The 18,526-nt window shown below is 59.6% G+C and carries 19 protein-coding genes; 10 read left to right on the forward strand and 9 right to left on the reverse strand.

From position 1 onward, the window contains the following. Positions 1-98 precede the first annotated feature (98 nt). Positions 99-1,523 (forward strand): peptidoglycan DD-metalloendopeptidase family protein, encoded by a 1,425-nt coding sequence (locus ACSPX5_RS20755; protein WP_207863689.1) that lies wholly within the window; start codon positions 99-101, stop codon positions 1,521-1,523. A gap of 3 nt (positions 1,524-1,526) precedes the next feature. After that, the gene (locus tag ACSPX5_RS20760) at positions 1,527-2,618 is read left to right on the forward strand and encodes an anhydro-N-acetylmuramic acid kinase (RefSeq protein ID WP_439820175.1); all 1,092 of its coding nucleotides are present in this window, start codon (positions 1,527-1,529) and stop codon (positions 2,616-2,618) included. A 74-nt stretch (positions 2,619-2,692) separates the two neighbouring features. Here the strand turns inward: ACSPX5_RS20760 and erpA are convergent, their stop codons facing one another. Together erpA and argC are read right to left on the reverse strand one after the other, a co-directional pair. Then, a complete protein-coding gene (gene erpA / locus ACSPX5_RS20765; RefSeq protein ID WP_003228776.1) occupies positions 2,693-3,043 on the reverse strand; it encodes an iron-sulfur cluster insertion protein ErpA in 351 nt (116 codons plus the stop codon). A gap of 166 nt (positions 3,044-3,209) precedes the next feature. Then, positions 3,210-4,244: an N-acetyl-gamma-glutamyl-phosphate reductase gene (gene argC, locus ACSPX5_RS20770; RefSeq protein WP_115079390.1), complete on the reverse strand. Its 1,035-nt coding sequence runs from the start codon at positions 4,242-4,244 to the stop codon at positions 3,210-3,212. 135 nt (positions 4,245-4,379) lie between these two features. Here argC and hemJ point away from each other — a divergent pair, with 135 nt between their 5' ends. From hemJ to coq7, 6 genes are all read left to right on the forward strand, one after another. Beyond that, on the forward strand, positions 4,380-4,808 hold the full coding sequence (hemJ, locus tag ACSPX5_RS20775; RefSeq protein WP_169432142.1) for a protoporphyrinogen oxidase HemJ: 429 nt from the start codon (positions 4,380-4,382) through the stop codon (positions 4,806-4,808). Between the two features lie 33 nt (positions 4,809-4,841). After that, complete coding sequence (locus tag ACSPX5_RS20780) at positions 4,842-5,810, forward strand: NAD(P)H-dependent flavin oxidoreductase (RefSeq protein WP_169432143.1); 969 nt, start codon at positions 4,842-4,844, stop codon at positions 5,808-5,810. 93 nt (positions 5,811-5,903) lie between these two features. Further along, on the forward strand, positions 5,904-6,854 hold the full coding sequence (locus ACSPX5_RS20785; RefSeq protein ID WP_439820176.1) for a DUF805 domain-containing protein: 951 nt from the start codon (positions 5,904-5,906) through the stop codon (positions 6,852-6,854). 61 nt (positions 6,855-6,915) lie between these two features. Then, on the forward strand, positions 6,916-7,704 hold the full coding sequence (locus ACSPX5_RS20790) for an SDR family NAD(P)-dependent oxidoreductase (protein WP_007956321.1): 789 nt from the start codon (positions 6,916-6,918) through the stop codon (positions 7,702-7,704). Positions 7,705-7,784: 80 nt separating this feature from the next. Next, positions 7,785-8,123 (forward strand): histidine triad nucleotide-binding protein, encoded by a 339-nt coding sequence (locus tag ACSPX5_RS20795; protein ID WP_003228789.1) that lies wholly within the window; start codon positions 7,785-7,787, stop codon positions 8,121-8,123. A gap of 106 nt (positions 8,124-8,229) precedes the next feature. Beyond that, positions 8,230-8,877 carry a 2-polyprenyl-3-methyl-6-methoxy-1,4-benzoquinone monooxygenase gene (gene coq7 / locus ACSPX5_RS20800; protein WP_007956317.1) on the forward strand — a complete coding sequence of 216 codons (648 nt, stop codon included), beginning with the start codon at positions 8,230-8,232 and terminating at the stop codon, positions 8,875-8,877. 61 nt (positions 8,878-8,938) lie between these two features. On the opposite strand, the gene speD is transcribed toward coq7, so the two are convergent. Both speD and ACSPX5_RS20810 read right to left on the reverse strand, forming a co-directional pair. Next, positions 8,939-9,733: an adenosylmethionine decarboxylase gene (gene speD / locus ACSPX5_RS20805; RefSeq protein WP_007956315.1), complete on the reverse strand. Its 795-nt coding sequence runs from the start codon at positions 9,731-9,733 to the stop codon at positions 8,939-8,941. Between the two features lie 237 nt (positions 9,734-9,970). Beyond that, positions 9,971-10,393 (reverse strand): OsmC family protein, encoded by a 423-nt coding sequence (locus tag ACSPX5_RS20810; RefSeq protein ID WP_003228794.1) that lies wholly within the window; start codon positions 10,391-10,393, stop codon positions 9,971-9,973. Positions 10,394-10,629: 236 nt separating this feature from the next. On the opposite strand from ACSPX5_RS20810, the gene crp reads away from it, so the two are divergent. Continuing rightward, positions 10,630-11,274: a cAMP-activated global transcriptional regulator CRP gene (crp, locus tag ACSPX5_RS20815; protein ID WP_169432146.1), complete on the forward strand. Its 645-nt coding sequence runs from the start codon at positions 10,630-10,632 to the stop codon at positions 11,272-11,274. A gap of 10 nt (positions 11,275-11,284) precedes the next feature. Here the strand turns inward: crp and ACSPX5_RS20820 are convergent, their stop codons facing one another. The 4 genes from ACSPX5_RS20820 to ACSPX5_RS20835 all read right to left on the reverse strand — a co-directional run bounded on the left by ACSPX5_RS20820 (position 11,285) and on the right by ACSPX5_RS20835 (position 14,604). Continuing rightward, positions 11,285-11,983: a lipoate--protein ligase family protein gene (locus ACSPX5_RS20820; protein ID WP_169432147.1), complete on the reverse strand. Its 699-nt coding sequence runs from the start codon at positions 11,981-11,983 to the stop codon at positions 11,285-11,287. A 135-nt stretch (positions 11,984-12,118) separates the two neighbouring features. Next, a complete protein-coding gene (trpC, locus tag ACSPX5_RS20825; RefSeq protein ID WP_439820177.1) occupies positions 12,119-12,955 on the reverse strand; it encodes an indole-3-glycerol phosphate synthase TrpC in 837 nt (278 codons plus the stop codon). Then, a complete protein-coding gene (gene trpD / locus ACSPX5_RS20830; RefSeq protein ID WP_169432148.1) occupies positions 12,952-14,001 on the reverse strand; it encodes an anthranilate phosphoribosyltransferase in 1,050 nt (349 codons plus the stop codon). Before trpD ends, trpC begins: the two co-directional genes overlap by 4 nt. A 9-nt stretch (positions 14,002-14,010) precedes the next feature. Continuing rightward, entirely contained in the window at positions 14,011-14,604 is a 594-nt protein-coding gene (locus tag ACSPX5_RS20835) for an aminodeoxychorismate/anthranilate synthase component II (protein ID WP_025113531.1), read from the reverse strand. 403 nt (positions 14,605-15,007) lie between these two features. On the opposite strand from ACSPX5_RS20835, the gene estP reads away from it, so the two are divergent. Next, entirely contained in the window at positions 15,008-16,918 is a 1,911-nt protein-coding gene (gene estP / locus ACSPX5_RS20840; RefSeq protein WP_439820178.1) for an esterase EstP, read from the forward strand. A 69-nt stretch (positions 16,919-16,987) separates the two neighbouring features. On the opposite strand, the gene trpE is transcribed toward estP, so the two are convergent. Next, positions 16,988-18,466, reverse strand: a complete 1,479-nt coding sequence (gene trpE / locus ACSPX5_RS20845; RefSeq protein ID WP_323159849.1) for an anthranilate synthase component I — start codon at positions 18,464-18,466, stop codon at positions 16,988-16,990. Between the last annotated feature and the right edge of the window lie 60 nt (positions 18,467-18,526).

The raw sequence follows: 18,526 nt of genomic DNA on the forward strand, positions 1-18,526 counted from the left end.
TTGCCTCAGAGATGATTTGGTTATATTTTATACAGTTATTTCATCTTCATCATGTCATTCATCTTTTCCAATTCATCTTTTCAAAGCCAAAATTACTTATGACCACTGAACCGTCTAAAGCGCCACCGCTTTACCCGAAGACCCACCTGCTCGCCGCAAGTGGGATCGCCGCCCTTCTCAGCCTGGCGCTCCTGGTGTTCCCTTCCAGTGATGTTGAAGCCAAAAAGACGACCCTGAGCCTTGAACTGGAAAGTCCCGCTGAACAACTGACACAAGATCAAGACGCTGCTGACGCGGCTCAAGCCACAAATGAACCAGTAGCTTCGCCCTTCGCACAAGTCGAAAACAGTGCAGACGATGCACCCGAAACCGCCCAGGCCGCGCCGGCGCCGGCACCGGTTACTCCTGAAAAGAAAGCTCCAGGCCACAGGGAGGTGATCGTATCCAAGGGTGACACCCTTTCGACATTGTTCGAGAAGGTCGGCCTCCCTGCCGCTGCCGTGCACGAAGTACTGGCAAGCGACAAACAGGCCAAGCAGTTCAGCCAGCTCAAACACGGCCAGAAACTCGAATTCGAACTCAATCCGCAAGGCCAACTGACCAACCTGCACAGCAAAGTCAGTGACGTCGAAACCATTACCCTGACCAAGAATGACAAGGGGTATGTCTTCAATCGCGTTACCGCCAAACCCACCGTTCGTACCGCCTATGTCCACGGCGTGATCAACAACTCGCTGTCCCAGTCCGCCGCGCGCGCCGGTCTGTCCCACAGCCTCACCATGGATATGGCCAGTGTGTTCGGCTACGACGTCGACTTCGCCCAGGATATCCGCCAGGGTGACGAGTTCGACGTGATCTACGAACAGAAAGTGGTCAATGGCAAAGCCGTCGGCAACGGCCCGATCCTGTCCGCCCGCTTCACCAACCGCGGCAAGACCTACACCGCCGTGCGCTACACCAACAAACAGGGCAACAGCAGCTACTACACCGCCGATGGCAACAGCATGCGCAAGGCGTTCATCCGTACTCCGGTGGACTTCGCCCGCATCAGCTCCAAGTTTTCCATGGGCCGCAAACATCCGATTCTCAACAAGATCCGCGCCCACAAAGGTGTCGACTATGCCGCTCCACGCGGCACGCCAATCAAGGCGGCCGGCGACGGCAAAGTGTTGTTGGCCGGTCGCCGTGGTGGTTACGGCAACACCGTGATCATTCAGCACGGCAACACCTACCGCACGCTGTACGGTCACATGCAAGGCTTCGCCAAAGGTGTGAAAACCGGCGGCACGGTCAAGCAGGGCCAAGTCATCGGCTACATCGGCACTACCGGCCTGTCTACCGGTCCGCACTTGCACTATGAGTTCCAGGTCAACGGCGTTCACGTCGATCCATTGGGCCAGAAGCTGCCGATGGCCGACCCGATCGCCAAATCCGAGCGAGCTCGCTTCCTGGCGCAGAGCCAGCCGTTGATGGCTCGCATGGATCAAGAGAAGGCCACCATGCTGGCCTCGAGCAAGCGTTAAGCCATGGCTCTCTACATCGGCGTGATGTCCGGAACCAGCCTCGATGGCCTGGACATCGCCCTGATCGAGCAGACCTCGGCGATCCACCTGATCGCCACACACTACATTCCCATGCCTGAATCCCTGCGCGCCGAGCTGCTTGGCTTGTGCGCCAGCGGCCATGACGAGATCGCCCGTTCGGCCATCGCCCAACAGAATTGGGTGAAGCTTGCGGCCGAAGGTATCCACGTCCTGCTCGAACAGCAACAGCTCAAACCCGCAGCCATTCGCGCGATCGGCAGCCACGGCCAGACCATTCGCCACGAACCGGCACGTGGTTTTACCGTACAGATCGGCAACCCTGCCCTGCTGACCGAGCTGACCGGGATCACCGTTGTCAGTGACTTCCGCAGCCGTGATGTAGCCGCCGGCGGCCAGGGAGCTCCTCTGGTTCCAGCCTTCCATGAAGCCTTGTTCGAAGAGCGTACCGGCAACCGCGCCGTTCTGAATGTCGGCGGTTTCAGCAATCTAAGCCTGATTGAGCCGAACAAACCTGTAGCCGGATTCGACTGTGGGCCTGGGAATGTTCTGATGGACGCGTGGATTCATCGGCAGCGTGGCGAGAACTATGATCGTAACGGTCAATGGGCAGCCAGCGGCAAGGTGGATCCAACCCTCCTCAAGGCATTGCTCAGTGACCCCTTCTTCTCGACCAAAGGCCCAAAGAGCACCGGCCGGGAAGTGTTCAACCTGCCCTGGCTTGAACAGCAACTGTCCCACCAGCCGAGTTTCGCACCCGAAAACGTACAGGCAACGCTGCTCGAACTGACAGCGCTGACCATCGTCGAATCGCTGCAAAGCGCTCAATCGAATACTGAAGAGCTTCTGGTCTGCGGCGGCGGCGCCCACAACGCTACGCTGATGAAGCGCCTGGCCGACCTCCTGCCCAACGCGAAAGTCGCCAGCACCGTGACCCACGGCGTAGATCCAGACTGGGTTGAAGCCATGGCCTTCGCCTGGCTGGCCCATTGCTGCCTGGAGGGCATCACCGCCAATCGCCCCAGCGTCACCGGTGCAAGAGGCCTGCGCGTACTTGGCGCCATCTACCCCAACTAAGACAAAACACAGATGACAAAACGCCGCAGAAGCCTGAGGCTCTGCGGCGTTTTGTTGTGTTCGGTGAGGCGGAATCAGATCGAGAACGAAGAGCCACAGCCACAAGTCGTGGTTGCGTTCGGGTTCTTGATCACGAACCGCGAACCTTCCAGACCTTCCTGGTAGTCCACCTCGGCACCTGCCAGATACTGGAAGCTCATCGGATCAACCACCAGACTCACACCTTCGCGCTCGACGATGGTGTCGTCCTCGGCCACATCTTCATCGAAGGTGAAGCCGTACTGAAACCCTGAACAACCGCCGCCCGTAACGAATACGCGCAGCTTCAAGCGATCATTCCCCTCTTCATCGACCAGGCTCTTCACCTTGTGCGCGGCACCCTGGGTGAATTGCAAAGCCGTGGGGGTGAAGGATTCGACGCTCATGCTGACTTTCTCCCGGCGTTACGCCGCCATAATGCGTGATGACGCGCATTATCCGCTTGTCCTAGAAAATCGGTCAACTATTGTTACGGTATATCAATCAAGCTGATCAACCACCAGAATGCAAAAAGGCCCATTCAACGGGCCTTTTCACGAGTACAACAAGCCGTTACGGCAGCATGCCCGCGTGGGACAGACCAAAGCGCTCATCCAGACCGAACAGAATGTTCATGTTCTGCACCGCCTGACCCGACGCGCCCTTGACCAGATTGTCGATCACCGACAGCACCACCACCAGATCACCATCCTGTGGACGATGAACCGCGATACGGCAAACGTTCGCGCCACGCACACTGCGGGTTTCCGGGTGGCTGCCAGCCGGCATCACATCGACGAACGGTTCATTGGCATAACGCTTCTCGAACAACGCCTGCAGATCCACCGAGCGATCAACCACGGTCGCATAAAGCGTGGAATGAATGCCGCGAATCATCGGCGTCAGGTGTGGAACGAAGGTCAGGCCGACATCCTTGCCCGCCGCACGACGCAGCCCCTGACGAATTTCCGGCAGATGACGGTGACCTTTCACCGCATAGGCCTTCATGCTTTCCGACGTCTCGGAGTACAGCGAGCCTACGGCAGCACCACGACCGGCACCGCTGACGCCGGATTTGCAGTCAGCGATCAGGTGAGAAGCATCGGCAATGCCCGCCTCGAGCAATGGCAGGAAACCCAGCTGGGTTGCGGTCGGGTAGCAACCCGGCACCGCGATCAGGCGTGCTTTCTTGATTTGCTCACGATTGACTTCCGGCAAGCCGTAAACGGCCTCGTCCAGAAGCTCCGGCGCACCGTGCGGCTGGCCGTACCACTTGGCCCACTCATCGGCATCCTGCAGACGGAAGTCCGCGGACAGGTCGATGACCTTGGTGCCCGCTGCCAGCAATTCACCGGCCAATGCGTGGGCAACGCCGTGCGGAGTCGCGAAGAACACCACGTCGCAAGCGCCCAGGGTCTTGATGTCAGGCACACTGAACGCCAGGCCATCGTAGTGGCCGCGCAGGTTCGGGTACATGTCAGCCACGGCCAGCCCGGCCTCGGATCGGGAAGTGATCACAACCACTTCTGCCTGCGGATGCTGTGCCAACAGACGCAGCAGTTCGACACCGGTGTAACCCGTGCCGCCGACGATACCGACCTTGACCATAAACCTGCCCTCAACGAACCCACTGGAAAGGCGTCGATAATAGGGGCCGCGCGTCCCTGCGACAACCGTCAAGGTGACGTGCGGATGCTCAAGCCTCTACTATCCGGCCTACCGTGAATGAGGGAATAACCAAAAATGCTCTATCTATGGATCAAAGCGCTTCATATCGTCAGCATCGTTTGCTGGTTTGCCGGACTGTTCTACCTGCCGCGACTGTTCGTTTATCACGCACAAAGTGAAGACTCGATCAGCAAGGAACGCTTCAGCGTCATGGAACGCAAGCTGTATCGCGGCATCATGGGCCCGGCGATGATCGCCGCGCTGATCTTCGGCGGCTGGCTGATTTACCTGAACCCGAGCATTTTCAGCACAGGTGGCTGGATCCACGCCAAGCTGACCCTGGTCGTACTTTTGATCGGCTATCACCACATGTGCGGCGCGCAGGTAAAACGTTTTGCCCGTGGCGAGAACACCCGCAGCCATGTCTTTTATCGCTGGTTCAATGAAGTGCCGGTTCTGATATTGCTGGCTATCGTAATTCTGGTCGTGGTCAAGCCGTTCTAACTCCAACGAGTTCAACTTTCCGGGGTACTTCCGATGTCGCTGCCCGCTCTGCTCGAACAACGTCTGCGTTTGCCCGTCGTGGCCGCGCCGATGTTCCTGATTTCCAATCCAGAACTGGTGCTCGCCTGCTGTCGCAATGGCGTGGTCGGCAGCTTTCCGGCGCTCAACCAACGCGAGAGCAGCGGGTTCAAGGCCTGGCTGGAACAGATCGAAGCGGGACTGGCGACATTGGATAACCCGGCGCCTTATGCCGTGAACCTGATTGTTCACAAGAGCAACCCGCGTCTGGAGGCGGATCTGAACATCTGCGTCGAGCACAAAGTCCCCATCGTGATCACCAGCCTCGGCGCGGTGAAGGAAGTGGTGGATGCAGTGCACAGCTACGGCGGCCTGGTATTCCACGACGTGACGACTCGCCGCCATGCGGAAAAAGCCGCCGAAGCCGGCGTCGATGGTTTGATCGCCGTTGCGGCCGGCGCTGGTGGACATGCCGGTACCTGGAGCCCGTTCTCGCTGATCGCCGAGATTCGTCAGTTCTTCGACAAGACGCTGCTGCTTGCAGGATGTTTGAACCACGGCCATGAGATTCTCGCCGCACAACTGCTCGGCGCGGATTTGGCCTACTTCGGTACGCGATTCATCGGTACGACTGAAAGCCATGCGCCCGACGCCTACAAGGAGATGCTGCTGACAGCCAAGGCTGCGGACATCATTCATACTCCTGCCGTGTCTGGAGTCCCGGCCAGCTTCATGCGCCAAAGCCTGGAAGCTGCCGGTTTCGATATGGCGGCATTGCAAGGCAAGGGTGAAGTGAACTTCGGCGACAAACTCAAACCGATCAACGATGAAGCCAAAGCCTGGAAAACCGTGTGGTCGGCGGGTCAGGGGGTAGGCGAAATCGAAGATCTGCCGAGTGTGGACCAACTGGTGGCGCGCCTTGATGCCGAGTATCGCCAGGCCCTGGAACACGCAGCACAGCTCCCGGACCGCTGGCCGCGTTGAGAAAATTCCGGCCGGTCGCTGCCTGACTGGCCTTACACTCGGCGGCTGCGACACGTATCAACCCCATTTTTTCGCGACAAGGATGCCTCGGCCATGAGCGAAACCCGCTACAAGATCGTTTTCGACGGAGCCCTGCAGCCCGGTGTCGATATCACCACGGCCAAACTCAATCTGGCCGAGCTGTTCAAGAGCGACGTGGCCGCCATCGAACGCCTGTTCAATGGCCGCGCGGTTGCCCTCAAACGCGACCTGTCACACAGCGATGCCCAGACTTATCTGCAAGCGCTAAACAAAACAGGGATCGACGCCCGGATCGAGACGGAAACAGCCATCGAACTGAATCTGGCCGATGTCCAGGAACATTCCGCCACCGTGACCGAGCCTGATTCGCCTTATGCACCGCCTCGAGCCAGTGTTGGAGAGCAACTGCCGGAGTTCGCCGCGCTCAAGCCATTGAGTGTCGAGGGACGAATCGGACGTCTGCGCTACCTGGCATGGTCAATGGTCCTGAGTCTGGTGACCCTGCCAATCATCGGTGTGTTTGCGCTGATCGGTCTGGGCCTGGTGAGCGCCGACTCGACGTCGGGGCTGATCATTGGCGGTATCTTCGCCTTCTTCCTGTTCCTGGCCTTCGCAATCATCGGCATCCTGTTCAGCGTTCAGCGTCTGCACGATATCGGCTGGTCGGGCTGGCTCTGGCTGCTGACCCTGGTACCGTTCGTGGGCAGTTTCTTCCCGCTGGTGATCATGGTCATGCCGGGCAATACCGGCGCCAATCGCTATGGCCCGCCACCTCCACCGAACAGCACCGCCGTCAAAGTACTGTGTTCCCTGTGGATCGTCTTTATCGGTCTGTTCTTCGTCGGCGGCATGCTGGGCGGGATCTCCGCCATCCAGCAGGAGTACGAAACCAGCCTCGAAAGCAGTTATGAGAGTGGTTCGGTGACCGCCGATGAAGTCGATGTCGAAGTCGAGCCCGTGCCGAATTCGGTGGACGATGCAGCCGAAGCCGCACCGGCCCCTGTAGACTCTGCGAAAGAATGAACAGCGCTCCCCGCCGTGACACCTGCGTCCACGGCGCGGAGCTGTTGCGATGGAGAACTGCATGACCCGTTACGCTCTGATCACTGGTGCCTCCAGCGGCATCGGTCTGGCCATGGCCGAAGCTCTGGCCCGCCGTGGCCGCAGCCTGATTCTGGTGGCCCGACAGCGTGATCAGCTGGAAAGCATTGCGATTGAACTGACCCAGCGTTTCGGCGTGGAGGTACTGTTCCGGGCCTGCGATCTGGGCGAGCCGCTGCGCCTGTCCGGATTCCTGCTGGAGCTTGAAGAAGGCGACCGGCAGATCGATCTGCTGGTGAACTGTGCCGGCATCGGAACCTGCGGGCCTTTCCTGGCCCAGGACTGGATGACCGAGCAGGACCTGATCGAGGTGAACATCCTCGCCCTCACCCGCCTGTGCCACGCGATCGGCAACAGCATGGCCCTGCAGGGTGGCGGGCAGATTCTCAACGTGGCGTCGGTCGCCGCGTTCAATCCCGGCCCGTGGATGAGCACTTACTACGCCAGCAAGGCCTACGTCCTGCACTTCTCCGAAGCGCTGCGGGTGGAACTGAAAAAGTGTGCCGTGAAAGTCTCCGTGCTCTGCCCAGGCCCGACGCGCACGGCGTTCTTTCGCACAGCGCAACTGAACAACGACAAACTCAACGCCAGCAAACTGCTGATGAGCCCCGAAGAGGTCGCGCTATACACCGTGCGCGCCCTGGAGAAAAACCGCGCAATCATCATTCCCGGGCGCCGGAACCGCTGGTTCGCCTTTCTGCCGCGACTGGGTTCGCGCTGGCTCAACCGCACCATCGTCGGCATGGTCAACAAAGCTTACTGCCCCCGCTGAAGGGCCGGCAGGCAAATGGCTGGGCGCGGTGTTCCCTCGTGGGTACACTCAGCCCAGCTCACACAACGGAGAAAACAGCTGTGGATACTCTGTTCACCAAGATCATCAACCGGGAGATCCCGGCGAAGATCATCTACGAGGACGACCAGGTTCTGGCGTTCCACGACATCGCCCCACAGGCACCGGTGCATTTTCTGGTGATCCCGAAGAAACCGGTGCGCACCCTCAACGACCTGACCGAAGACGACAAGGCACTGGCCGGGCATATCCTGTTCACCGCCCAGCGTCTGGCGCTGGAGCTGGGTTGCGAAGAAGGTTTCCGGGTGGTGATGAACTGCAATGAAAAGGGTGGGCAGACGGTCTACCACATTCATATGCACGTACTCGGTCAACGCCAGATGAACTGGCCACCGGGCTGATCCACCTCAAAATCTGTGGGGGCGCCCTGCTCCCACATGACCCAGCGCAAACCTTCCCCGGCCGATTCGGTTAAACTGGTCGCCGAGATTCTTCCCGGAGGTCAGCATGACTACCCAACGTCACTATTCGCCAATTGACCGTCTTCTGCTGCAAGCCGATGCCGCGATGCGAACCCTGCTGCCCTTCAGCGGCCAACCGTACCGTCCGTCGCCCGCCATCGTGCAGCCCGACGTGCAGATGAGCGACGAAGACACCCGCCACGTCGCCGGCCTGATGCGCATCAACCATACCGGTGAAGTCTGTGCCCAGGCGCTGTATCAAGGTCAGGCACTGACCGCCAAGCTGCCGCAGGTGCGCGAAGCCATGGAACATGCGGCCGAAGAAGAGATCGATCATCTGGTCTGGTGTGAACAGCGCATTCATCAGTTGGGCAGCCACACCAGCGTACTCAACCCGCTGTTCTACGGCATGTCGTTCGGGATTGGCGCGGTTGCGGGGCTGATCAGCGACAAGGTCAGCCTCGGTTTTGTCGCAGCTACCGAGCATCAGGTGTGCAAGCACTTGAACGAGCATCTGGAGCAACTGCCGGCCGAGGACGAAAAGTCCCGGGCAATTCTTGAGCAGATGCGTATCGATGAAGAACATCACGCGGAAAGTGCACTGGAGGCCGGCGGATTCCGCTTCCCGGCGCCGGTGAAGTTCGGCATGAGCCTGTTGGCCAAAGTGATGACCAAGAGCACCTACCGAATCTGAAAAACGCCCATAAAAAAGGCGACTGCCGCAAAGCAGTCGCCTTTTTTTGTGCCTGGATTTCTTAGCTCGGCATATTGCGCGCGTAGAAGATTTCCAGCATTTCGTGTTTCACGCGCTCGGTCACCTGGGCGCGTTGCTCGGACGACAGGTTACTGGTGGCATCGCCGAACAGGTAGTTATCCAGTTCGAAGTTCTTCAGTAGCATTTTGGTGTGGAACAGGTTTTCCTGATACACGTTCACGTCGGTCATCTGGTACGCGTCGCGAGTGTCTTCGGAGAGGTAGTTCTGGATCGAATTGATCTCGTGGTCGATGAAGTGCTTGTTGCCTTCAACGTCACGGGTGAAGCCGCGCACACGGTAATCCACGGTCACGATGTCCGAATCGAACTGGTGAATGAGGAAGTTGAGCGCTTTGAGCGGTGAAATGACGCCACAGGTCGACACGTCGATGTCCACACGGAACGTCGCAATACCGGCGTCCGGATGGATTTCCGGGTAGGTATGCACCGTGATGTGACTCTTGTCGAGGTGGGCCAGGATGATTTCCGGCAGCGGCCCCGGGGACTCTTCGATCTGGCTTTCGGTCGGGGTCACCGGCTCTTCCGAGATCAGAATCGTGACGCTGGCACCCTGAGGCTCATAGTTCTGACTCGCAATGTTCAGAATGTTGGCACCAATGATTTCGACAACTTCCGTGAGGATCTGCGTCAGGCGTTCGGCGTTGTACTCTTGATTGATGTACTCGACGTAAGCCTGCTGGTCTTGCGGGGTTTCCGCGTAGCAGATGTCATAGATGTTGAAGCTCAAGGTCTTTGTCAGGTTATTGAACCCGTGGAGCTTGAGTTTGCTTTTCACCGTTAAAAACTCTCTATGTATGCGGCCCGGCCGCGTGATCAAGCATGCCCGTCAAGTGCGAACGACGCACCTGCGTAGGACGGTTAACACCTCTTCGCGATGGCGATTTTGGTTATCTGTTCAGGCGGATGACCCGTCGGCTGACCGATCACTGCCCTGAAAAAAGTGGCGCATTATGCAGACGTCAGCGGGGGATCGCCAGAGTCTGCACTGCTTTTATGATAGTTGAATGTCGGTTCAGCCGAGTTCGACGATTTCATAGTCATGGGTGATTGCCACGCCGGCCGCGCCGAGCATGATCGAGGCCGAGCAATACTTCTCGGCAGACAGTTCGATGGCGCGTTTGACCTGGGCTTCTTTCAGGCCACGACCCTTGACCACGAAGTGCATGTGGATCTTGGTGAATACCTTCGGATCTTCGGTCGCGCGTTCGGCTTCCAGGAAAGCTTCGCAGCTTTCAACGGCCTGACGGGACTTCTTCAGGATGCTGACCACGTCGAAATTGCTGCAACCGCCAACGCCCAGCAGGAGCATTTCCATCGGGCGAACACCCAGATTACGACCACCGGCGTCCGGCGGACCGTCCATGACCACGACATGACCGCTGCCGGATTCGCCGAGGAACATGGCTTCGCCAGCCCATTGGATGCGTGCCTTCATCGCCAAGACTCCACTGTAGAAAAAAGGGTCGCCAGCTTAGCACAGGGCCCCGGTTGGACTGCGAGCGGTGATCCTAGGACGGATACCCTTACTGCGTAGGTAATTTCTCGAATTTTCGACGAAGTGTCTGGTAAGCTGGCGCCAATTCACTGGCGCCCAGTCAGTATTTGTAGCGATCGCCTCAGCGCCTCATATAAAAACCAAATATAACCGTGCAGTCTTTTCGGGATACAACCATGGTTGGTATTACCCCCACACCCAAAATCAAGAACCTCGACAAGCTGCTGATGCATTGCCAGCGCCGGCGTCATGCGGCCAAGAGCAACATCATCTGCGCCGGGGACCGCTCGGACACGCTGTACTTCATCATCCGCGGTTCGGTCACGATCCTGATCGAGGATGACGACGGCCGCGAAATGATCATTGCGTATCTGAATGCCGGGGACTTCTTCGGTGAACTGGGCCTGTTCGAACAGGCCGGCCAGGAACAGGAGCGCAGTGCCTGGGTACGGGCCAAGGTCGAGTGCGAAGTCGCAGAAATCAGCTACACCAAATTCCGTGAGTTGTCGCAGCAGGATCCAGACATTCTTTACGTGCTCAGCGGACAAATCGCACAACGCCTGCGCAACACCACGCGCAAGGTCGGCGATCTGGCGTTCTTCGACGTCACTGGCCGTGTCGCTCGCTGCCTGCTGGAGCTGTGCAAACAGCCTGACGCGATGACCCACCCGGACGGTATGCAGATCAAGGTCACCCGCCAGGAGATCGGGCGGATTGTCGGTTGTTCGCGGGAGATGGTCGGTCGCGTGCTCAAGGATCTTGAAGAACGCAACCTGGTAGATGTGAAAGGCAAGACCATGGTGGTCTTCGGCACTCGCTGAGTTCGAAAGCTCAGACGGCGTAGATCTGCGCCAGCCTCAAACGAAAGAGTTCATCGAGTCGCGCCAATGCATGGGGCGCCGGAAATTTTTCATGCAGCGCGATGTGGCTGGCAGCACGTACCCGCTGCTCCAGGCCACACGCCTCATTGAAGCGGTTGACCGCCGCGACCATCGATTCGCGCTCGTCATCCAGCAGCATCGCACCGTGCACCAGGCCCACCGGGCGCTGACCGCCTTGACTCTGGCGCCAGCGCTGCGCGGTGCCAACCATCTTGCGGCCGTCGAGGTTGACGTTGAAGCGACCGTCGCAGAATGCACCGTCAATTTCACCCAGCGAAGACACGCCGCCCAACTCATCCAGCAACTGACAGATCGGATCACACAGGCGCCGGTAACCGGTTTCGATGCGATTCAGATCGCCTTCGCTGCGAGGCGGTGCGTAGACCAGTGCAATGTTGATCGTCGACGCCGATTGCGGAACAGGTTCACCGCCGGTTTCGCGCAGCAACACCGGCCAGCCGGCCGCAGCGGAGACTTCGCAAGCGTGATCGAATCCGGGGAGGCGATTCAAGCGGCGGGGCATGACCAGCGCTCGATCACTGGGCTGCCAGAACAGCAGGCCGCACTCTGCATCGCCGGCGCAGACCGAGGCCAGCAGATCCTGTTCGGCTTGCAGGCCGGCTTCGATGGGCAGGGAAACTGGAGTCATAAAGAAGTCCGTTAGACGATCAGTCTGTGGTGAATCTTATGGCCTCTTCGCGAGCAAGCCCGCTCCCACATCAGGAATGCATTTCTCCTGCGGGAGCGGGCTTGCCCGCGAACGAGTCGACTCGGTCTGAAGGAATCAGTCGAGGGTCGAACCGCTCACCGGAACGCCGCGCTCAGGGAAGAACAGACGTTGCAGTTCAATGCCCGGGCTTTCGGCGCGCATGAACGCTTCACCGACCAGGAAGGCATAAACATCACTGATTTCCATCAGTTCGACATCGGCACGGTTGAGAATCCCGCTCTCGGTGATCACCAGACGATCGCGCGGAATCCGTGGCAGCAGGTCGAGGGTGGTTTCCAGACTCACGTCGAAGGTGTGCAGGTTACGGTTGTTGACCCCGACCAGCGGCGTGTCCAGGGTCTTCAATGCGCGTTCGAGTTCATCGCCGTCGTGGACTTCTACCAGTACATCGAGGCCGACGTCTTTGGCCACCGACGCCAGTTCGGCCATCTTCACATCATCCAGCGCGGAAACAATCAGCAGCACGCAATCGGCGCCCAGCGCACGGGCTTCGACGATCTGGTACGGATCGATCATGAAGTCCTTGCGAATCACCGGCAGCGAGCACGCGGCGCGGGCCTGTTGCAGGTAGGCATCGGCGCCCTGGAAGTAGTCGATGTCGGTCAGTACCGACAGGCAGGTCGCCCCGCCCTTCTCGTAGCTCTTGGCGATGTCGGCGGGAACGAAGTTTTCGCGGATCACGCCTTTGCTCGGCGAAGCCTTCTTGATTTCGGCAATCACGGCCGGCTGTTTCTTCTTGGCCTGCGCCAGCAATGCCTGGGCAAAACCACGGGGTGCATCGGCCGCCTTGGCCAGACTTTCCAGCTCGCTCAGGCTCACACGGGAGCTACGCTCGGCGACCTCCTGAACCTTGCGGGCCAGAATGTTTTCCAGAACCGTCGGTACACTCATCCCTCATTCTCCACTTTGAATACCGCGGTAAAGGCACCCAACTCCTCGAGCTTTTCCCGAGCAAGACCGGTGTGCAGAGCGTCGTGGGCCAGTGCCACGCCTTCTTTCAGACTTGTTGCCAGATCGGCTGCGTACAGCGCCGCACCGGCATTGAGCACGATCATTTCCGCAGCCTTCTGGCCGTTCTCGGTCTTGCGCTTGCCCAGTGCATCGCGGATCAGCGCCAGCGACGCTTCCGGACCTTCGACCGACAGGCCGTGCAGACTCTGGCTCTTCATGCCCAGATCTTCCGGCTCGACCCAGTATTCGGTGATTTCGTTGTTCTTCAGCTCGGCCACGTAGGTCGGCGCGGCGAGACTGAACTCGTCCAGACCGTCCTTCGAATGCACCACCAGCACATGCTGGCTGCCCAGACGTTGCAAGACTTCGGCCAATGGCCGGCACAGGGCCTGGGTGAAAACGCCGACTACCTGATGTTTAACGCCGGCCGGATTCGTAAGCGGGCCGAGCATGTTGAACAGGGTACGCAGGCCCAGATCGCGGCGTGGACCGGCGGCGTACTTCATGGCTTTGTGATGAGTCTGGGCAAACATGAAACCGATGCCGACGTTGTCGATGCAGCGTGCCACCTGAACCGGCGTCAGGTTGAGGTAGATGCCGGCGGCTTCGAGCAGGTCGGCGCTGCCGCTCTTGCCCGACACCGCACGGTTGCCGTGTTTGGCCACGGTGCAGCCGGCAGCGGCAACGACAAAAGCCGAAGCCGTGGAAACGTTGAAAATGTTGGCCCCGTCACCACCGGTGCCGACCACGTCGACCACGCCGTCGAGGGTCTTGAGTTCAACCTGGTCCGCCAGCTCGCGCATCACCGACACCGCGCCGACGATTTCGTCGATGCTTTCGCTCTTCATGCGCATGGCCATCATGAACGCGCCGATCTGCGCGTCGCTGCATTGGCCGGTCATGATTTCGCGCATCACGTCGCGCATTTCTTCGGTGCTGAGGTCGAGGTGATCGACGATACGGCTCAAGGCTGTCTTGATATTCATGGAGAGTCCTTAGCGCGTGCCGCCGGTTTGTTTGAGGAAGTTGGCGAACAGTTCATGGCCCTGCTCGGTGAGGATCGATTCCGGGTGGAACTGTACGCCCTCGATGTTCAGGGTCTTGTGACGCAGGCCCATGATTTCGTCGACCGAGCCGTCATCGTGTTGCGTCCACGCGGTCAGTTCCAGGCAATCGGGCAAAGTATCGTGCTTGACGATCAACGAGTGGTAACGAGTGACGGTCAGCGGATGGTTCAAGCCGGCAAAAACACCCTTGTCCTCGTGGAATACCGGGCTAGTCTTACCGTGCATCACCTGGCGGGCACGCACCACGTCGCCGCCAAAAGCCTGGCCGATGGACTGGTGACCGAGGCAGACGCCGAGGATCGGCAGTTTGCCGGCAAAGTGTTTGATGGCTTCGATGGAGATACCGGCTTCGGTCGGTGTGCACGGACCGGGGGACACCACGATGCGCTCAGGATTGAGCGCTTCGATTTCGGCGATGGTCAGCTCGTCGTTGCGCACAACCTTGACCTCGGCACCCAGCTCGCCGAGGTATTGCACAACGTTGTAGGTAAAGGAGTCGTAGTTGTCGATCATCAGCAACATGGCGTTTCGAACCTCTTGAATTCTGACTTGAAACAGCCTTCGGAAGACTTGCCGCGACGCTGCGCGATGTCGGACGCGCAAGTGGCGACGGCAAGGCGGCATTTCAAACGGGCAAGGAAGGCAAAGCGATACAGATCCGGCGGGGCCGGCAGAAAAGATTCAGGCGCGCCAACGCCAGCGGGCGTGGGCCTTGATGACTTGATCCAGAAGTTTGCTGGTGATCAACACGGGGAAGGTCTCATTCATACGTCTCGGCACAGTAACTTAGCTGGGCAGAGCGTGCAATATGGCCGGGCCTGAAGGGGGGGAAAACTATGGGAGGGTTGACGACCGATGGCAAAACGCCGGAAGTTTTTGGTACTGTCGTTTCGTTCCATACAACAATAAATAAACGGACTTGCTCATGATCAAACAGACGTTGTTTGTACCGCTTGCCGGATGCCTGCTCGCGATGGCCTGCGCCCAGGCGAACGCCGCACCCAATCCTTATTCGAATTTCGTGGTCTTCGGCGACAGCCTGAGCGATGCGGGGACTTTCACCGACAGCGGCGGCCCGGCCGGCGCCACCCAGCGCTACACCAACCGCACCGGCCCGGTCTATCTGGACGGCAGCGGTGAACTGCGCTCGTTGAATTCGACGCAACTGCTTGGAGGCCGCCTCGGCTTCACACCGGATCAGACCGCCTCCTCGTCCTCAGCGGTACGTGCCGGCCAAGGCCAGCCGGACGGTAACAACTGGGCCGTGGGCGGTTACCGCACCGACCAGATTCTCGACTCGATCACCAGCCAGTCCGCCACCGGGGAACGCACCCGCGCCGGTTATCTGCCGTCGAACGGTTTCCGTGCCGACCCCAATGCCCTGTATTACCTCAGCGGGGGCGGCAACGACTTCCTCCAGGGCCGCGTCACCAGCCTGCCTCAGGCCAACGCCGCCGCCGACCGCCTGGTCGACAGCGTACGCACACTGCAAGGCGCCGGTGCCCGCTACATCATGGTCTGGCTGCTGCCGGACATCGGCCTGACGCCAGCCATCAACGGCTCGCCGCTGCAAGCCTTCACCTCGCAACTCAGCGCCCAGTTCAACACCGAACTGGTCAGCCAGTTGCAGAGCGTCAACGCCAACGTCATCCCGCTGAACGTTCCGGTATTGCTAAAAGAGGCGTTCGCCAATCCGGCACAGTTCGGTCTGGCAACCGACCAGAATCTGGTCGGCACCTGCTTCAGCGGCAGCGGCTGCACCGAGAACGCCCGTTACGGGATCAACAGCGCCACACCGGATCCGACCAAACTGATCTACAACGACGCTGTGCACCCGACCGAAGCCGGGCAACGTCTGATTGCCGATTATGCCTACTCGCTGCTGGCCGCCCCATGGGAACTGACCCTGCTGCCGGAAATGGCCCAGGGCACGTTACGTGCGCATCAGGATGAACTGCGCAATCAATGGCTGGCCGACTGGGAGAACTGGCAAGGTGTTGGCCAATGGCGGGCGATTGTCTCCGGCGGCGGTCAGCATCAGGATTTCGATGACCAGCACGCCGCGGCAAGCGCCGACGGCAACGGATATAACCTGAACATCGGCGGCAGCTACCGCCTCGACGATGCCTGGCGCGTCGGTGTGGCAGCCGGTCTCTACCATCAGAAAATCGAAGCCGGCGACAACGACTCCGAGTACAAACTCAACTCCTACATGGGCACCGCGTTCGCCCAGTACCAGCAGAACCGCTGGTGGGGTGACCTGGCCGTTACCGCCGGACATCTGGACTACGACAGCCTGAAGCGCAAGTTCCAGCTGGGGGTCAACGAACGTGGCGAGAAAGGCGATACCGACGGCTATGTGCTGGCCATCGGTGGCCGCGTCGGCTACGACATCGCGCCAGAGGCCAGCAGTCCGTGGCACTTGTCGCCCTTCGTCAGCGCCGATTTCGGCAAGGTGGAAGTCGATGGTTACTCGGAAAAAGGCGCGGACTCTACTGCGCTGACCTTCGATGACCAGTCGCGCAACTCCCGTCGTCTCGGCCTCGGCATCCAGGGCAAATACCAGATCACCGCACAGACCCAGGTCTTCGGCGAATTCGCCCACGAGCGCGAATACAACGACGACGCGCAGGATCTGACGATGAACCTCAACAGCCTGCCGAACAATCGCTACACCCTGGAAGGCTACACACCGCAAACCAACCTCAACCGCCTGAACCTGGGCGTCAGCCACAACCTCACCAAGGAGGTGGCCCTGCGCGCCAGCTACAACATTCGCAAGGATGACGACTTTTCCCAGCAAGGGGTCAATGTTGGCGTAAGTCTGGACTTCTGATCAGAAGGCAATAAAAAACGCGGCGCCCTCACAGGCGCCGCGTTTTTTTGTGGCTGAGTCCCACGTCACTCAGTCCGGGGTTTGCTCGGCCAGTGCAACAGCACGGAACATCGCACGACGCTTGTTGATGGTTTCTTCCCATTCCAGCGCCGGCACCGAGTCGGCAACGATGCCGCCACCGGCCTGCACGTGCAGCTCGCCGTTCTTGATCACCGCGGTGCGGATCGCAATGGCCGTATCCATGTTGCCGTTCCAGGCGAAGTAACCGACCGCACCGCCATAAACGCCACGCTTGACCGGTTCCAGCTCGTCGATGATTTCCATCGCACGGATCTTTGGTGCGCCGGACAAGGTACCGGCCGGCAGGATCGCCCGCAGCGCGTCCATCGCCGTCAGCCCGGCCTTCAACTGGCCGGTGACGTTGGACACGATGTGCATCACGTTGGAATAACGCTCGATGACCATCTTCTCGGTGAGTTTCACCGAACCGATTTCCGAAACACGACCGGTGTCGTTGCGACCGAGGTCGATCAGCATCAAGTGCTCGGCGATCTCCTTGTCGTCGGACAGCAGGTCTTCTTCCAGCGCCACATCTGCTTCTTCGGTAGCCCCACGAGGGCGGGTGCCGGCAATCGGGCGCACGGTGATCAGATTGTCCTCTACCCGCACCAGCACTTCCGGCGAACTGCCGACGACGTGGAAATCGCCGAAGTTGAAGAAGTACATGTACGGCGTCGGGTTGAAGCAACGCAGCGCGCGGTACAGATCGATCGGGGCAGCCTTGAAGTCGATCGACATGCGCTGGGACGGCACGACCTGCATGCAGTCGCCGGCGAGGATGTATTCCTTGATGGTGTCGACGGCTTTTTCGTAGTCGTCCTGGGTGAAACTGGAGCGGAACACCGGCTCGGCCGCCTGCTGCTTGCTGAAGTCCAGGCCACGGCGCGGGGTGATCGGCTGACGCAGTTTTTCCAGCAGTTGCTGCAATTGCGCCTGGCCCTGCTCGTAGGCATCGGGCTGCGCCGGGTCGGCCAGCACGATCGCGTGCATCTTGCCGGCGAGGTTATCGAACACCACCACCGCATCGGAAACCATCAGCAGGATGTCCGGCACACCCAGCGGATCCGGGTTCGGGCATTTGCCCAGGCGCTTCTCTACATAACGCACGCAGTCGTAGCCGAAGTAACCCACCAGGCCGCCATTGAAGCGCGGCAGACCGGCAATGGTCGGCACGTTGTAGCGGGACTTGAAGGTTTCGACAAAGGCCAGCGGGTCTTCGACGTCGTGGCTTTCGGTCTCGACGCCATCGACGGTGATGCTGACGTGATGGTCATGAACCCGCAGCACGGTGCGGCACGGCAGGCCGATGATCGAGTAACGGCCCCATTTCTCGCCGCCCTGCACCGATTCGAGCAGGTAGGAGTTGGGCTGGTCGGCCAGTTTCAGGTAGATCGACAGCGGCGTGTCGAAGTCAGCCAGGGTTTCGCAGGCCAGCGGGATGCGGTTGTAGCCGTCAGCGGCCAGACGCAGGAATTCTTCGCGGATCATAGGGTGCCTCGTGGTGTGAGGGGCAAATCAGTCAGGTGTGCAAACGCGCCGGCAGGCCGG

Source organism: Pseudomonas sp. HLG18 (assembly GCF_051903985.1).
In the GTDB taxonomy this organism is placed as follows: Bacteria; Pseudomonadota; Gammaproteobacteria; order Pseudomonadales; family Pseudomonadaceae; genus Aquipseudomonas; species Aquipseudomonas fluorescens_BT.

Bases quoted from the DNA above. Each gene is read 5' to 3' on its own strand.
- estP (WP_439820178.1), top strand. From the start codon at position 15,008: ATGATCAAACAGACGTTGTTTGTACCGCTTGCCGGATGCCTGCTCGCG.
- ACSPX5_RS20790 (WP_007956321.1), top strand. From the start codon at position 6,916: ATGACCCGTTACGCTCTGATCACTGGTGCCTCCAGCGGCATCGGTCTG.
- coq7 (WP_007956317.1), top strand. From the start codon at position 8,230: ATGACTACCCAACGTCACTATTCGCCAATTGACCGTCTTCTGCTGCAA.
- ACSPX5_RS20835 (WP_025113531.1), bottom strand. From the start codon at position 14,604: ATGTTGCTGATGATCGACAACTACGACTCCTTTACCTACAACGTTGTG.
- trpC (WP_439820177.1), bottom strand. From the start codon at position 12,955: ATGAGTGTACCGACGGTTCTGGAAAACATTCTGGCCCGCAAGGTTCAG.
- crp (WP_169432146.1), top strand. From the start codon at position 10,630: ATGGTTGGTATTACCCCCACACCCAAAATCAAGAACCTCGACAAGCTG.
- ACSPX5_RS20810 (WP_003228794.1), bottom strand. From the start codon at position 10,393: ATGAAGGCACGCATCCAATGGGCTGGCGAAGCCATGTTCCTCGGCGAA.
- trpD (WP_169432148.1), bottom strand. From the start codon at position 14,001: ATGAATATCAAGACAGCCTTGAGCCGTATCGTCGATCACCTCGACCTC.
- hemJ (WP_169432142.1), top strand. From the start codon at position 4,380: ATGCTCTATCTATGGATCAAAGCGCTTCATATCGTCAGCATCGTTTGC.
- ACSPX5_RS20760 (WP_439820175.1), top strand. From the start codon at position 1,527: ATGGCTCTCTACATCGGCGTGATGTCCGGAACCAGCCTCGATGGCCTG.
- erpA (WP_003228776.1), bottom strand. From the start codon at position 3,043: ATGAGCGTCGAATCCTTCACCCCCACGGCTTTGCAATTCACCCAGGGT.
- ACSPX5_RS20785 (WP_439820176.1), top strand. From the start codon at position 5,904: ATGAGCGAAACCCGCTACAAGATCGTTTTCGACGGAGCCCTGCAGCCC.
- ACSPX5_RS20755 (WP_207863689.1), top strand. From the start codon at position 99: ATGACCACTGAACCGTCTAAAGCGCCACCGCTTTACCCGAAGACCCAC.
- ACSPX5_RS20820 (WP_169432147.1), bottom strand. From the start codon at position 11,983: ATGACTCCAGTTTCCCTGCCCATCGAAGCCGGCCTGCAAGCCGAACAG.
- ACSPX5_RS20780 (WP_169432143.1), top strand. From the start codon at position 4,842: ATGTCGCTGCCCGCTCTGCTCGAACAACGTCTGCGTTTGCCCGTCGTG.
- argC (WP_115079390.1), bottom strand. From the start codon at position 4,244: ATGGTCAAGGTCGGTATCGTCGGCGGCACGGGTTACACCGGTGTCGAA.
- trpE (WP_323159849.1), bottom strand. From the start codon at position 18,466: ATGATCCGCGAAGAATTCCTGCGTCTGGCCGCTGACGGCTACAACCGC.